The organism is Aeromonas sp. ASNIH7, from assembly GCF_002903485.1.
Lineage (GTDB): Bacteria > Pseudomonadota > Gammaproteobacteria > Enterobacterales > Aeromonadaceae > Aeromonas > Aeromonas caviae.
The window spans coordinates 1,475,724-1,488,207 of sequence record NZ_CP026226.1; the positions used below are offsets into that span (position 1 = coordinate 1,475,724).

18 protein-coding genes are annotated in these 12,484 nt (G+C 61.6%); 12 read left to right on the plus strand and 6 right to left on the minus strand.

Going from position 1 to position 12,484, the window contains the following annotated elements; all coding sequences use genetic code 11:
* Positions 1-44 precede the first annotated feature (44 nt).
* From pspG to C2U47_RS06835, 4 genes are all read right to left on the minus strand, one after another.
* Positions 45-263 (minus strand): envelope stress response protein PspG, encoded by a 219-nt coding sequence (pspG, locus tag C2U47_RS06820; protein WP_010672797.1) that lies wholly within the window; start codon positions 261-263, stop codon positions 45-47.
* A 47-nt stretch (positions 264-310) separates the two neighbouring features.
* Positions 311-517: a PspC domain-containing protein gene (locus C2U47_RS06825; RefSeq protein WP_010672796.1), complete on the minus strand. Its 207-nt coding sequence runs from the start codon at positions 515-517 to the stop codon at positions 311-313.
* A 1-nt stretch (position 518) separates the two neighbouring features.
* Positions 519-1,181 carry a phage shock protein PspA gene (pspA, locus tag C2U47_RS06830; RefSeq protein ID WP_010672795.1) on the minus strand — a complete coding sequence of 221 codons (663 nt, stop codon included), beginning with the start codon at positions 1,179-1,181 and terminating at the stop codon, positions 519-521.
* Positions 1,182-1,387: 206 nt separating this feature from the next.
* The gene (locus tag C2U47_RS06835; protein WP_039039739.1) at positions 1,388-2,116 is read right to left on the minus strand and encodes a 1-acylglycerol-3-phosphate O-acyltransferase; all 729 of its coding nucleotides are present in this window, start codon (positions 2,114-2,116) and stop codon (positions 1,388-1,390) included.
* A 163-nt stretch (positions 2,117-2,279) separates the two neighbouring features.
* On the opposite strand from C2U47_RS06835, the gene C2U47_RS06840 reads away from it, so the two are divergent.
* The 4 genes from C2U47_RS06840 to C2U47_RS06855 are packed head-to-tail and all read left to right on the plus strand — an operon-like array spanning position 2,280 to position 6,037.
* Positions 2,280-2,660, plus strand: coding sequence for a hypothetical protein (locus C2U47_RS06840; RefSeq protein WP_043152974.1), 381 nt, complete (start codon positions 2,280-2,282; stop codon positions 2,658-2,660).
* Positions 2,661-2,715: 55 nt separating this feature from the next.
* Positions 2,716-4,758, plus strand: a complete 2,043-nt coding sequence (locus C2U47_RS06845) for a protein-disulfide reductase DsbD family protein (RefSeq protein WP_043152943.1) — start codon at positions 2,716-2,718, stop codon at positions 4,756-4,758.
* 10 nt (positions 4,759-4,768) lie between these two features.
* Complete coding sequence (locus tag C2U47_RS06850; protein WP_043152946.1) at positions 4,769-5,509, plus strand: DsbA family protein; 741 nt, start codon at positions 4,769-4,771, stop codon at positions 5,507-5,509.
* A 3-nt stretch (positions 5,510-5,512) separates the two neighbouring features.
* On the plus strand, positions 5,513-6,037 hold the full coding sequence (locus tag C2U47_RS06855; protein ID WP_043152949.1) for a protein disulfide oxidoreductase: 525 nt from the start codon (positions 5,513-5,515) through the stop codon (positions 6,035-6,037).
* A 187-nt stretch (positions 6,038-6,224) separates the two neighbouring features.
* Here C2U47_RS06855 and C2U47_RS06860 read toward each other — a convergent pair whose 3' ends face one another.
* Positions 6,225-6,524, minus strand: coding sequence for an EF-hand domain-containing protein (locus tag C2U47_RS06860; protein WP_223918135.1), 300 nt, complete (start codon positions 6,522-6,524; stop codon positions 6,225-6,227).
* A 267-nt stretch (positions 6,525-6,791) separates the two neighbouring features.
* Here C2U47_RS06860 and atcJ point away from each other — a divergent pair, with 267 nt between their 5' ends.
* The 4 genes from atcJ to atcC are packed head-to-tail and all read left to right on the plus strand — an operon-like array spanning position 6,792 to position 9,339.
* Entirely contained in the window at positions 6,792-7,076 is a 285-nt protein-coding gene (atcJ, locus tag C2U47_RS06865; protein ID WP_024943298.1) for a cold adaptation protein ActJcold adaptation protein ActJ, read from the plus strand.
* 23 nt (positions 7,077-7,099) lie between these two features.
* Positions 7,100-7,645, plus strand: a complete 546-nt coding sequence (gene atcA, locus C2U47_RS06870) for a cold adaptation protein AtcA (protein WP_043152951.1) — start codon at positions 7,100-7,102, stop codon at positions 7,643-7,645.
* A gap of 12 nt (positions 7,646-7,657) precedes the next feature.
* A complete protein-coding gene (gene atcB / locus C2U47_RS06875; protein ID WP_010672787.1) occupies positions 7,658-8,425 on the plus strand; it encodes a cold adaptation protein AtcB in 768 nt (255 codons plus the stop codon).
* A gap of 11 nt (positions 8,426-8,436) precedes the next feature.
* Positions 8,437-9,339 carry a cold adaptation protein AtcC gene (gene atcC / locus C2U47_RS06880; RefSeq protein ID WP_043152952.1) on the plus strand — a complete coding sequence of 301 codons (903 nt, stop codon included), beginning with the start codon at positions 8,437-8,439 and terminating at the stop codon, positions 9,337-9,339.
* Between the two features lie 85 nt (positions 9,340-9,424).
* On the opposite strand, the gene C2U47_RS06885 is transcribed toward atcC, so the two are convergent.
* On the minus strand, positions 9,425-9,748 hold the full coding sequence (locus C2U47_RS06885; RefSeq protein WP_049636123.1) for a hypothetical protein: 324 nt from the start codon (positions 9,746-9,748) through the stop codon (positions 9,425-9,427).
* A 246-nt stretch (positions 9,749-9,994) separates the two neighbouring features.
* Between C2U47_RS06885 and C2U47_RS06890 the strand changes: the two genes are divergently transcribed.
* From C2U47_RS06890 to C2U47_RS22810, 4 genes are all read left to right on the plus strand, one after another.
* Positions 9,995-10,246 (plus strand): hypothetical protein, encoded by a 252-nt coding sequence (locus C2U47_RS06890; RefSeq protein WP_039039818.1) that lies wholly within the window; start codon positions 9,995-9,997, stop codon positions 10,244-10,246.
* Positions 10,247-10,394: 148 nt separating this feature from the next.
* Entirely contained in the window at positions 10,395-10,769 is a 375-nt protein-coding gene (locus C2U47_RS06895; protein WP_043152954.1) for a hypothetical protein, read from the plus strand.
* A gap of 109 nt (positions 10,770-10,878) precedes the next feature.
* Complete coding sequence (locus C2U47_RS06900; RefSeq protein ID WP_125117514.1) at positions 10,879-11,670, plus strand: CPBP family intramembrane glutamic endopeptidase; 792 nt, start codon at positions 10,879-10,881, stop codon at positions 11,668-11,670.
* A 330-nt stretch (positions 11,671-12,000) separates the two neighbouring features.
* On the plus strand, positions 12,001-12,459 hold the full coding sequence (locus tag C2U47_RS22810) for a hypothetical protein (RefSeq protein ID WP_158657389.1): 459 nt from the start codon (positions 12,001-12,003) through the stop codon (positions 12,457-12,459).
* Positions 12,460-12,484 lie beyond the last annotated feature (25 nt).

Consider the following 12,484-nt stretch of genomic DNA (forward strand, 5'->3'; position numbering starts at 1 on the left):
CCACTGCAAGCAGTGGCCAAGGAAGGATGCGAAATCAGGGAGGCTTAACGGTAGGTGTTCGACTGCTTGCGCCTGTTGCTGAGGAGCCAGCACACCACCAGCACCACCAGCAACCAGGGCGCCAGCTTGATGATGAGGGCAAACATGCCGGCCAGGGCGCCAAACAGCACGAAGACCCCGCTCACCAGCAGCATGGCCAGCACGGTGAATCCGGTCAGCGCCATGCCGATCAGCACCAGGATCAAGACGATAAATTCCAGCATGTTGTGCTCCTCACGGGCTTGCACTTGCCGACGGGGCGATCCGGAGATCACCCCAGCCAGCGTTGAAGTTCACGGCGGGGAGGCATGACGAGCACCCCCACCAGATAGAGCGCCAGGGCCAGCGGCGGCATCAGGATCAGGGCGAGCAGGGCCACCACCCGCACCGTCACTCTGGACACCCCCAGCCCTCTGGCAAGACCGGCGCAGACCCCGGTCAGCTTGCGATGGGCGAGATCCTTGGGCCAGGGTGTCATGTTATGCCTCCACCTTCTGACCCTTGAGCCGGGCCAGTTCCCGCTCAATCTCGTCGTTCAGCTCCAGCTCGCGGAACTGGGCCTCGAGGGACGGATTCTGCCCCAGGGTCGCCGCCTCCAGCTGGGCCTCCAGCTGATCGACACGGTTCTGGAAGCCGTCGAAGCGGGCCACCAGCTCGTGCATGCGCTGGTTGTCCACCTGGGCACGGGCGCGGATGCGGCTGTGGGCGGTCTGTTCGCGCAGGGTCAGCATCTTCTGCTTCTCCCGCGCCTCGGTCAGCTTGGCCGCCAGTCGCTCGCTGTCGGCGGTGAGCTGGGCCAGCACTTCGGCCACCCGCGCCTTGTCCTCTTCCAGCCGCTCGCACTGCTTCATCTCCGCCAGCTTCTCGGTGAGGGCGGCACGGGCCAGATCTTCGCGGCCCTTCTGGATGGCGAGTTCGGCCTTGGCTGCCCACTCCTGGATCTGGTTGCGCAGCGCCTGCTGATGGCGCTCCAACTGTTTCTGTTCGGCGATGACGCGGGCGGCCTGGGTTCTCATCTCGACCTGGACCTGCTCCATCTCCTCGATCATCAGCCGCAGCATCTTCTCCGGCTCTTCGCTCTTGTCGAGCAGGCTGTGCAGGTTGGCATTGATCACGTCGGTCAGGCGGCTGAATACGCTCATGGTCTGGCTCCTTGTTGATGGGGTGTCACTCTCTTCCCATGACATTACAAGAGCCGTGCCAGAATATTTTTTCCTTTATTTACAATTAGATGAAAGTTAACAATGGATGTCCATTGGATACAATGTGGTGAAAAAAACCAACAAGATGGTGATTTTCACCAATAAAAAAGGGAGCCAGCGGCTCCCTCTCTTCTCTGCAACCGGGCTCAGGCCGCCGGCCGATGGCCAAGCTTGCCATCCAGCTCCGCCAGCTTGGCTTCCATCTTCTCCCGGCAGGTGTCGGAGAGCTCGCGGATGCCGGCGGCGCCGTGCTCCTTGCTGCACACCGGGGCCATCACTTCCAGCAGCACCTCGCCGTTGTCCCAGCGGTTGAGATCGACCTGACCGAAGTAGCTGGAGCAGACGATGGGCACCACGGGCACCTCGGCCTGGACGGCAGTGTGGAAGGCCCCCGCTTTGAACGGCAGCAGACCACGCCCCTGGGAGCGGGTCCCCTCCGGGAACATCCAGATGGAGGTGCCACGATGCTTGATGCGATCCACCACCTGGCCGATGGTGCCGATGGCGCGGGAGCGGTTGGAGCGGTCGATCAGCACGTTGCCGGAGAGCCAGAAGATAAGGCCGAAGAAGGGGAGCCACAGCAGGCTCTTCTTGCCCACCGCCACCACGCCGGGCTGCACGGCGCCGGTCACGGTGAAGATGTCGTAGTTGCTCTGGTGATTGCAGACATAGACCGCCGGCCCCACCGATTTGACCTCGTCGGCCACCGTCACCCGGACCTTGAGGCCGATCAGCGGGCAGACCGCATGATACATGCGGGCGAAGACATAGACGTTGTTCGGGTGGCGCGGGCGCACCAGACAAAGCAACAGGCCGAACAGGAACCAGAAGACGAGCAGCAGTGCCAGCAGCAGCACACGGGCAAGTTTGAGCATCGAACACCTCGGAATTTGACTCGGCGCAGTATACTGGTCCCCCTTTTAGCGAACAAGCGTTCGCCAGACAGAACCGACCAGCCCCGGACGCCACCGGCCACCCCGGCTTGCCCCACCCGCCATTGCCCGCTAGGATGTGGCCATCTTGATGAACGGGGCGAGCATGATTTTGCAACAACGCGCGGCGACACGACTCCTGCTGCTGGTCTGCCTGCTGGTGCTCAATTGCGCGGCCCAGCCTCTGGCCCGCCTCGCCCTGCTCGATCACGCCGTGAGTTGCCAGACCCTGCCCCAGTTCGCCTCGGCCGACGACCAGGCCGACAAGGGCACGCCCGCCAGTGTGCAGCCCAGCAGCTGCCAGCTCAACGGCAAGTGGCTGAGCGCCGCCAGTCTGCTGTGCGTGGAGCAACTCTTCTTCGCCATCGCCTTCGTGATTGCCCTGCTGGTGCCCCTGTCACGGCGCGCGCCGGCACTGCCTCCCCCCATCAATGTCTCGCCGCCGGAGCGGCGACTGCACCTCACCCTCTGCGTCTGGCGGGAATGAGTTCAGCCGCGTTTTTTCAGCCTGCTGTCACTCATTTTTTTGCGAGACCCAACACATGTCGAATCTCTTCAAGGCGGCCCTGCTACTGGGCAGCCTGCTGTGGCAATCCAGCGGATTGGCCAGCGATACGGGGTGGCTCACCCGCCCCCAGAACAGTCACGCCAAGGTCAGGCTGCAAGCCGACCGCAGCGTCCCGGATCAAACCCGCATCCTGCTCGATGTCCAGCTGGAGTCAGGCTGGAAGACCTACTGGCACAGCCCGGGTGAAGGGGGCATAGCGCCCCAGATCCTGTGGGAGCAGCCGGTCGGCGACTTCCAGTGGCACTGGCCCACGCCGCGCCCCTTCGAGGTGGCCGGGCTCAGCACCCAGGGCTATCAGGAGCAGGTACGCTTCCCCCTGAGCCTGGGCTACCCGGCCGGGCAGCCGCTCAAGGGCACCTTGCGCCTCTCCACCTGCAGCAATGTCTGCATCCTGACCGACTACCCCTTCACCCTGGCGGCGGATGGGCAGGCGCCGACCGGTTTCGACTTCGCCTGGGCCCGGGCCATGAGCACCCTGCCACAGACGCTGCCCGCCGACACCCGGGTCGAGCTCGGCTACCAGCACAACCAGCTGCAACTGCGGGCCGAGCGGGCAGAAGGCTGGCAGGAACCTGCGCTCTTCATCGATGCGCTGGAGGGGGCCGAGTTCGGCAAGCCCGCGCTCGAGGTAAGCGGCACCACCCTGATCGCCCGGGTGCCGGTCAGCGATGGCTGGCAGGGGGATGCCCCAGACTTGCGCGGTCAATCCCTCGGCCTGCTGCTCGGTAGCGGCGAGCAGGCCTGGCAGACCCGCGCCACCATCGCCGATCCCCTCGCCCTGCCGGCCCCGGAGCAGCCACTTCTCTGGCTGCTGGGGGCAGCACTGCTCGGCGGTCTCATCCTCAACCTGATGCCCTGCGTGCTGCCGGTGCTGGCTCTGAAACTCGGCACCGTGTTGCAGCAGCGGGAGCGCGAACAAGGAGGCGTGCGCAAGCAGTTCCTCGCCGCCAGCGCCGGGATAATCACCTCCTTCTGGGTGCTGGCGGCCATGAGCAGCCTGCTGCGCGCCACTCAAGGAGCCGTCGGCTGGGGGATCCAGTTCCAGAGCGCCGGTTTCATCGGCTTCATGGTGGCGGTGACCCTGCTGTTTTGCGCCAACCTGCTGGGCTTGTTCGAGATAAGGTTGCCCAGCAATCTCAGCACTCGCCTCGCCACTCGCGGCGGCGAGGGGCTCGGCGGTCACTTCCTGCAGGGGAGTTTCGCCACCCTGCTCGCGACCCCCTGCTCCGCCCCCTTCCTCGGCACCGCGGTGGCCTTTGCACTGGCGGCGCCCCTCGGCCAGCTCTGGCTCATCTTCACGGCCCTCGGCCTTGGCATGAGCCTGCCCTGGCTGCTGGTGGCGGCCCTGCCGCGCCTCGCCCTCTGGCTGCCCAAACCGGGCCGCTGGATGGGGCGACTGCGCATCCTGCTCGGGCTGATGATGCTGGGCTCCAGCCTCTGGCTGGCGAGCCTGCTCGGCAACCATCTGGGCAGCACGGCCACCGGCTGGCTGATGGCCGCCATGGTGCTGGCGCTGCTGATGGGCATCCTCTGGCGCTATGGCCTGCGCGGTTTCACGCTGGCCCTCTCCCTCTCGGCACTCATCGGCGGCGCCCTGCTGCTGGGGGGCGCCCTCACGGTGAAAGGGGGTGGCAGCGTCGATCGCATCGCCTGGCAGCCCCTCTCCGAACAGGCCATCACCGACGCCCTGGCCCAGAACAAGCGGGTCTTCGTGGATGTGACCGCCGACTGGTGCGTCACCTGCAAGGCCAACAAATACAACGTGCTGCTGCGTGACGAGGTGCAGCGCGCCCTGTCGGCCCCGGACGTGGTGGCCCTTCGCGGCGACTGGAGCCGGCCGAGCGATGCCATTTCCGCCTTCCTGCGCCAGCGTGGCGCCGCCGCCGTTCCCTTCAACCAGATCTACGGGCCCGGCCTGCCGGAAGGGGAGGTCCTCTCTCCCCTGCTGGACAAGGCCGACTTGCTCGACAGCTTGCACAAGGCCGGCCTCGTTCAGGCCGATGCCACCCATTTCTAAGGAGAATGCCATGAGACTGCGAACCCTGACCCTCTGCACCGCCCTGGTAGCCGCCACCCTGGGCACCCCCACGCTGCACGCCGCCCCCTTCACCCCGGAGCAGGAGGCCCGCATCAAGGAGCTCATTCGCGAGACCCTGATCGCCAACCCCGGGATCCTCGACGAGGCAGCCGAATCCTGGGAGAAACAGAACGCCGCGACACAGCAGGCCCAGATGAGTGACTTCATCAAGGGCAACCAGGACGTGCTGTTCAACAGCCCCACCAGCCCGCGCCTCGGTGCCAAGCATCCCAAGCTGACCCTGGTGCTGTTCACCGACTACAACTGCCCCTACTGCAAGCAGTTCGACCCGGCGGTCGCCAAGCTGCTCGCGGCCTATCCGGACGATCTGGGGCTGGTGATCAAGCTGCTGCCTTTCAAGGGGCAGACCTCCGCCAAGGCGGCCCAGTACAGCCTGACCCTGTGGCAACAGGATCCTGCCCGCTTCCTCCCCCTGCACGACAAGCTCATGAGCAAGCAGGGGATGCTGACCGAGACGGACATCAACAAGGCGCTGGCCGCCACCGACAACCTGACCCTCAAGCCCGCAGGCAAGGCCACCGAAGAGCTGCGCAACAGCCTGCGCATCGGCACCCTGCTCGGCGTGCAAGGCACCCCGGCGACCCTTATCGGCAACCAGCTGGTGCCGGGCGCCATTCCCTATGACGAGCTGGAACAGCTGGTCAAAGCCGAGCTGGCCAAGCGGAGCTAAGCCATGGCCGAGGATCCAGGCATAAAGGCCCCCCGCTGGCGCCGCTGGGGCAAGGAGGCGCTCTGGCTGCTGCTGATGGCGCTTGTCATCACCACCCTGGTGGATCTGTGGCGTAGCCCCACCCTGCCGGCGGGGGCCATGGAGGCCCCCTTCACGCTGCAGGACGGCACCATCACCACTCTGGCCGAGCAGAGCCGCGGCAAGCCCCTGCTGGTCTACTACTGGGCCAGCTGGTGCGGGGTGTGCCGCTTCACCACTCCCACGGTGGAACAGCTCTGGCAGGAGGGCGAAAATGTGCTGACGGTGGCCCTGCGCTCCGGCAGCGATGAGCCGTTGCGCGCCGGGATGGCGAAGAAGGGGCTGACCTTCCCCACCCACAACGACGAGTCCGGGGATCTGGCCGCCCGCTGGCAGGTGGGGGTGACGCCCACCTTCCTCGTCATCAAGGATGGGGCTCTGGTGAGCAGCACCACCGGCTGGAGCAGCGCCTGGGGGCTCAGGTTGCGGCTGCTCTGGGCAAGCTGGTAGCCCCCTTCATGCCAGAGATGCAAAGAGCCCGGTATCGCTACCGGGCTCTTTTTCATCAGAGGGCTGACAACCCGTCCTATTGGGCGGCCTCCATCGCCCGCTTCTCCAGATTGGCCTTGATGTCGAGACGCTCAGACTCTCCGATCACCCCGTCACCGTTCTTGTCCAGGCGAGAGAAGAGCGCCTCCTACCGCGCCATGAACTGGGCCCTGGTGGTCTCCCGCGACGGCTTGAGCTGGCTCATCCGCTCCGGGACCGGCTTGCCTGCCTGCTGCATCACGCCAGCCAGCTTTGCCAGGTTGGCCTCTTTCTCGGCAACCGACAGCACGCCGTCACCGTTTTTGTCCTGCAAGGCGAAGCGCTGGGCGGCGCGCTCCATGAACTGGGCCCTGGTGACATCCCCCATCAGCGGCGAGGCGGGCAATATGTCGCTGGCAGAGGCGGCACTGCCTGCCAGCGCGAGCACGAAAAACGCGGACTTGACCATGGCGATGACTCCTTGTGACGGCAGAATCCGGATGGTTCGGACAAGAGGGGGTCGGGCAACGCCAGGGCCTGCCGCCCCCCTCTGCCAGTGTAGCCCCGCCGCCATCTCGCACCGCCCGCTCTTTTCGTACAGAAAGACCGCACTTTCATGGCAGAGGCGCCGGCTTTCCGTTAAAATCTCCGGTTTTTGCCGAGCCTGGTTTGCCGACGTTCCGCCACCAGGTCGACACAGGATGAATTCCACCATGCCAGTGAGGCAGGATCCGTCATGAACAACTACTTCCGGGTGTTGGGCGTCAAGTCCAATGCCAGTGAAAACGACATCAAAAAAGCCTATCGACGGCTGTCGAACCAGTACCACCCCGACAAGCTGCACGGGGCGAGCGAAGAAGAGAAAGAGCAGGCAGCCGCCCGGCTGCACCAGGTAAAGCAGGCTTATGAAGTGCTGTCCGATCCGAAACAGCGGGCCGCTTTTATCAAGGATTTCAACAACGTCATCGTGACCGATCCCGCTGCTGCCATGCAGGAGATGTGGGACCAGTTCTACCCCTGAGCCACCAGGCAAGAAGAGCGACTATGCAAAAAAAATGGGACCAGGCACGGCTCAAGGCCCTGCAAAGCGATGCCAGCGAGAACATCGAATCCTACCGGGATCAGGATGACCCCAAGGGGCTCGAACAGTTCACCGACCAGATGAAGGCCCTGCTGCTGGCCGACATGAGCATGCTGGAGTTCATGCCCGAATACCTGCCGCTCGCCCTCTATGGCCGGGTGCAGTTCCCGCCCAAGGCCAAGTCGCAGTGGAACAAGTGGCTCGCCAGCGGTGAGCAGCCCTCTTGGGACGAGTTCAAGGTGAGCGTCGGTTTCAACAACGCCATCCTGCCGCTGGTCAAGGCGGTGCGGGCACAGAGCGAAGATCAGCTGATGGAGGCCTGCGCCGTGCTGTTCCTCCTGGACAACCCGCTGCCCCGCGGCAGCCACCGCGGTGATGACAACTATGAGTTGCGGGACGAAGAAGAAGAGGAAGACGGGGAAGATGCCGACGCCGACTACCACGGCGGCAGTGACCGCTATGGTGATGACGACGGCGATCAGGATATGTACGACGAAGTCCGTTTCTAATTGGGGCAAGGCATGAGCAACAGTCTGATAGAAATTACCGCCATCGAGATCAAAGAGCTGGCCGTCATCGAGCCGAAGCAGGCCAGCGAGAAGTTCGAGCTGATCGCCAAGACCATGTCTGACGACCAGCTGGCAGAAGTGATTGAAAACATTGATATCGTTACCCTGACCCAGATCAACGGCCAGCACGACATCTCCTTCCCCTCCATCATCTCCGAGCTGATGACCCCGGAGCGGATCCGCGACATCGTCTGCCAGCAGCCCCTCTACTGGGAAGAGGCGATCAAGAACAACGCCGACGAGCTGCAGCAGCACACCTTCGACTTCCTCAACTACCTGATCCGCACCCAGGAGAGCGAAGCCAAGCAGCGGGAGATCCTCGAGTGCGTGGCCGAGGATCCGGCCGGCCTCTTCTACCTCGCTATCCCCTTTATCGAGTTTTATCGCGGCGATCGCTATGAAGAGGACGAGGGCTATCGCGACGTGCTGCACGCCGAAGAGGAAGATCTCGAAGAGTCCCTGCGCTACAGCGAGCGCCAGCAGGCCGAAGACAGCCACGACTATGCGCTGGACGACCCCCGCAGCCTCTTGATGCTCATTCGCGAGCTGGCCCCCGAGGTGGAAAAATCCATCAAGTCGCTGCTGCGCAACGAGCACTCGACCTGGGACGGCATCATCAACAAGTTTGCCGCCGAGCTGGTGATGCAGGCCAAAGAGAAGAACAAGGTCGAGGAAGACGAGTATGGTGACGTCGACGACATGTTCAGCTTTCTGGATTAAGGAGCCCATTCATGCAGTTAGTCATTCGCGATGCCAACCAGGGCCCCTTTCTGACCCAGGTGCTGCGCTTTGGCCGCGACAATGAACGTTTGACCGAGCAACAGCTCGCCGCCATCAAGGGCAAGGCGGTGCTGATGAGCCTCAAATTCGCCGACAAGTACTACAACAAGTACAAGATGCACCTGCTGGAGCAGGCGGCCCACGACGTCATCGGCGTGGTGAGCCTCGGTCTGCAGGAGCTATCCCAACGGGATCCGGCCAAGGCCCTGGCCCTGTTGCAGGCACCGGAAGGCCCCATCAAGCCGTTCCAGAAGGGCTGGTCCATGCTCATCACTGTCAGCCCCAAGCAGGCTGGCAACAGCCTCTACGGTGACGTGGATGCGCGGCTCTTGGACAAGATCTCCAGCCCCCCCGATGTGGAGGAGTGGCAAGGGTGGCAGGAGTACGAGAAGGCGCTGACCGAGCACAACAAGAGCCGCCTGATGGAGCTCATCGACCAGCACTTCTTCGCCTGCGAGAGCGACCACCCCACCATGGAGGACAAGCTGGCCGAAGCGCTGCTCTACCGCATCCTCTGCGGCAAGGGCAGTGGCGCCGCCCCCCTCAAGGTGAAGCAGGATCTCAAGCGCAAGCTGGCGCGGGAGATTGAGCTCGACGAGCGCTGGTACGACACCGACTACCTCGCCGCCCAGCTCACCCTGATGCTGAGCGCGTTGCCCGCCGACATGGCCACCGCCCTGCGTCAGGAGCTGAGCCCGGGCTTTGTGCCCAACCTCCTCCACACCCTCGGCTTTGTGCGCCAGTACCAGCAGTTGCAAAAAGAGGACGCCTCGCCGGAGAAGCTCGACAACATGGAGATGCGCGCCGGGATCCGCCACCCCCTGCTCGGCTGGCCCCTCTACCACGACTTCTGATGACGGGCTTTCCCCTTCACGCTGTTCCAACGCCCGGCTTGCCGGGCGTTGTCATTTTTGCAGCTCGCAGATGGCGGCGCCGACCCTATCTGGCAATGGTCCACATGGCGCTCTGCATCCCGGTCTCCCGAAAATCGATCACCACGGGATAGACGTTGTCACAGCCCGTCACCGTCCAGCGCTCCTGCCAGTGGCGACTGCCCGGCTCCCCCTCGGGAAGTTGCAACACCACGGGCACGAAGCGCTCCGGCGCGTCACACCCCTTGGTGGCCACCCAGGATGCGACCCCCACCATGGCATCCCTGATCAGCTGCTGATTGGCCAGGGTACCTTCCTGCACGGGTTCACTCGGACTGGCCTCGGCCTGGCACACCAGTGGAAAAAGCAACAGCAGGGCACAGGGTCTCATCGCACCTCCAGAGGGGTCAGTCAAAAAGTGGTTCGTTCGGGGCTTTCATCATGACCCGAAACGGCGCCAGACAGAAGAGGCCACCAGGGGGAAAGCAGGCGCAGGATCCGGGGTGCGGTGGCGTGCACGCAAGGCGGACTACCTCCTAAGCGTCATTGGCCCACATTTTGTCAAGGATATAATGACTCCCCCATACAAGCCGCCGGGGAACGAGCCGTGAGCAGAAAGCCGGACCGCATGACAGCCATGCAGCAGATCATCGACGCCGTGAAGGCGGAATTTCCGCTCTATCAACCGGATACCTTCAAATGCGGGCCGGACAACACCTGCATCGGCTGCCCCAAGAAGCTGATGGAGCTGGTGGATACGGACCTCTGCTACTGGCAATATCAGATCGATCGCGGCATCCCGCCCAGCTTCGACGAGCTCAACCGCTTCGGCAAGATGTGCAAAAATATCCGCCGGGCCCTGGTGCGCAATGGCCGCATTCCCGCCTGACGAGAAGCAATATGCTGCCTTCATCGGTTTTTTATGATGGTTTTATCCACCAGAATGAATCACCACCTTATTTAATGGCTAAGCACACCTTGTTCACCGCCTATCGTGCTGATGGCCGACGCAGGTTCATTGCCCCAAGGAGCACAATATGACTCAGGAAAGCATCCAGACCCGCTACACGCTGGATCCCGCCCTTGCCAGCGCCACCGAACTGGAGCAGGTCATCGCCCGGGCCATCGAGGCCAACAAGCAGGACTTCTTCCCCCTGCTGGAGCGGCTGGTGGATGTGGGTGACAGCCGGGTCAAGCTCAGCCAGAAGGATCCCCTGCGGGTGCTGGGGGTGGAACTCGACGAGGCTCGCACCGGCGGCACTGCCCGCCTCGGCTACGAATCCAACTTTTCCGAGAGCTGCCGCCTTATCGACGAATACGACCAGCACCAGACCAGCGTGGCCTTCACCCTCGACGGGGATCAGCTCGTTTTCGATCTTGAGCTGCCCATCGAGTGGAACTTCGACAACTGATTGGCGGCGTTGCCATTCCCCTGGCGTGTTGTACCCAGCGGCGCCCCTTTCCCCCCTTTCTGGTGTAGGGTTGTCTGCACAGCAACGGATAGACATCCCGAGGATCACCATGGGTGAGCATCAACCTACAGCAATGCCGGTATTGAATGACAGTGAGCGCCTCGGGCTCGAGCGCAAGAGCGCCGGGGATTTCCCCCTCTATCGCCAGGATCCTCACACCCCGTCTGCCCGTGGCTGGGCTCTCATCCTGCTGGGGGTCATCCTGGGGTTTGCGGCACTCTCCGCCCCCATCGACTTTTTCAAGACCACCTCAGGGGGCTTTGTGCCCGCCCTCCTGTTTCCTCTCATTCCTCTGGCCGTGCTCGCCATGGTGGCGGGAAAAGGGTGGCGCTCACTGTTTCGAACGCCGACGCGGCGGGATTGTCTCTTGATGCTGGCGATTACCGGCATCAACATACTGGTCTCAATCGCCGTTGCCATGGCCATGCAGCACCTGTTCCAGCTGAATGCAAACCCGGTCAACGCCATGCTGGCAGAGGCGTCCAATACGGCGCGCATCCTCTTTTATCTCAAGACGGCGCCCCAGCTCTTCGGCGAGGAGGTGATCTCCATCCTGCCTTTTCTGGCCATCCTCTGGTGTTGTCACCAGAAGCTCGGCCTGCCCCGCAAGTCCGCCATCCTCATCGCCTGGCTATCGACGGCTCTAATCTTCGGAGCCCTGCACCTGCCCACTTATGACTGGAATTTTCTGCAATGTTTTCTGGTGATCGGCACGGCCCGCATCGTGCTGCTCAGTGGCTACATCATCACCAAAAACATCTGGGTATCGACCGGCTCACACATCATCAATGACTGGCTGCTGTTTAGCCTGATGCTGCTTGGCAGCCACACAGGCACCTGATGCACGCAATACACAGGCTGGCCATGGATAGAGAGAGCCGTAGGCGTGCCCGCAGCATGGCGGCAGCCTGTTTTCGCGAACGTCTGATGACGCTTCGCTAATCAGACCTACGGCCCTACCGGTAAATACCATCACACAACCACGTTGGTAAAAACTGGCTCGAATCACAATAAATAGCGATCCAGTTCTGTTAAGCTGCTTGTTGTATGGATTTTTTAAATTGTTGGGCTTCGTTAAACGCAGCTAATCTGTCTGACGAACTATATAGTTTCGCTTTCATTATTTGGCTTCATATGGTTCCAGAACCGTTTCATTTATTAAGGACAATGAATGCACATTAAAATTTCAGCATTGATAACGTCGCTTGGAAATTTATCAACCTCTATATCTCAATGCAATCTACCAGACCAAACTTTTGATACAAAATATGGTTGGAATTACCTTCACATTTCCCCTGTAGATATAACAAACACAATTTCAAACATAATAAAGAGGCTCAATCAATATGCAGCATCAGAAATTCCAGAAGGATTAAGTAAAACAATTGGAGAACTAACGGAAAGTATAAACAAACAGACTGACGATGTTACATCATACCTTCTGGATGATGCAGGAAGAATTTCCGCCATAGTTCCATCGATTTTATTTCTCTTACAGATAGTAAATAACGAAATCGAAACTGAATTATTTTCATGGGATAGCATAAACAGTAATAAACTCGTCCCTAAAAACCTTAAAAACAGACTTAGAGCCTTAGATTCACAGCTTAATCCGTCATTCCGCACCTGATTTTGCTATTTTCAGTGCTTGACGG

Excerpts from the sequence above, each read along its gene's own strand:
- pspG (WP_010672797.1), bottom strand. The coding sequence starts at position 263 with ATGCTGGAATTTATCGTCTTGATCCTGGTGCTGATCGGCATGGCGCTG.
- C2U47_RS06825 (WP_010672796.1), bottom strand. The coding sequence starts at position 517 with ATGACACCCTGGCCCAAGGATCTCGCCCATCGCAAGCTGACCGGGGTC.
- pspA (WP_010672795.1), bottom strand. The coding sequence starts at position 1,181 with ATGAGCGTATTCAGCCGCCTGACCGACGTGATCAATGCCAACCTGCAC.
- C2U47_RS06835 (WP_039039739.1), bottom strand. The coding sequence starts at position 2,116 with ATGCTCAAACTTGCCCGTGTGCTGCTGCTGGCACTGCTGCTCGTCTTC.
- C2U47_RS06840 (WP_043152974.1), top strand. The coding sequence starts at position 2,280 with ATGATTTTGCAACAACGCGCGGCGACACGACTCCTGCTGCTGGTCTGC.
- C2U47_RS06845 (WP_043152943.1), top strand. The coding sequence starts at position 2,716 with ATGTCGAATCTCTTCAAGGCGGCCCTGCTACTGGGCAGCCTGCTGTGG.
- C2U47_RS06850 (WP_043152946.1), top strand. The coding sequence starts at position 4,769 with ATGAGACTGCGAACCCTGACCCTCTGCACCGCCCTGGTAGCCGCCACC.
- C2U47_RS06855 (WP_043152949.1), top strand. The coding sequence starts at position 5,513 with ATGGCCGAGGATCCAGGCATAAAGGCCCCCCGCTGGCGCCGCTGGGGC.
- C2U47_RS06860 (WP_223918135.1), bottom strand. The coding sequence starts at position 6,524 with ATGGTCAAGTCCGCGTTTTTCGTGCTCGCGCTGGCAGGCAGTGCCGCC.
- atcJ (WP_024943298.1), top strand. The coding sequence starts at position 6,792 with ATGAACAACTACTTCCGGGTGTTGGGCGTCAAGTCCAATGCCAGTGAA.
- atcA (WP_043152951.1), top strand. The coding sequence starts at position 7,100 with ATGCAAAAAAAATGGGACCAGGCACGGCTCAAGGCCCTGCAAAGCGAT.
- atcB (WP_010672787.1), top strand. The coding sequence starts at position 7,658 with ATGAGCAACAGTCTGATAGAAATTACCGCCATCGAGATCAAAGAGCTG.
- atcC (WP_043152952.1), top strand. The coding sequence starts at position 8,437 with ATGCAGTTAGTCATTCGCGATGCCAACCAGGGCCCCTTTCTGACCCAG.
- C2U47_RS06885 (WP_049636123.1), bottom strand. The coding sequence starts at position 9,748 with ATGAGACCCTGTGCCCTGCTGTTGCTTTTTCCACTGGTGTGCCAGGCC.
- C2U47_RS06890 (WP_039039818.1), top strand. The coding sequence starts at position 9,995 with ATGCAGCAGATCATCGACGCCGTGAAGGCGGAATTTCCGCTCTATCAA.
- C2U47_RS06895 (WP_043152954.1), top strand. The coding sequence starts at position 10,395 with ATGACTCAGGAAAGCATCCAGACCCGCTACACGCTGGATCCCGCCCTT.
- C2U47_RS06900 (WP_125117514.1), top strand. The coding sequence starts at position 10,879 with ATGGGTGAGCATCAACCTACAGCAATGCCGGTATTGAATGACAGTGAG.
- C2U47_RS22810 (WP_158657389.1), top strand. The coding sequence starts at position 12,001 with ATGCACATTAAAATTTCAGCATTGATAACGTCGCTTGGAAATTTATCA.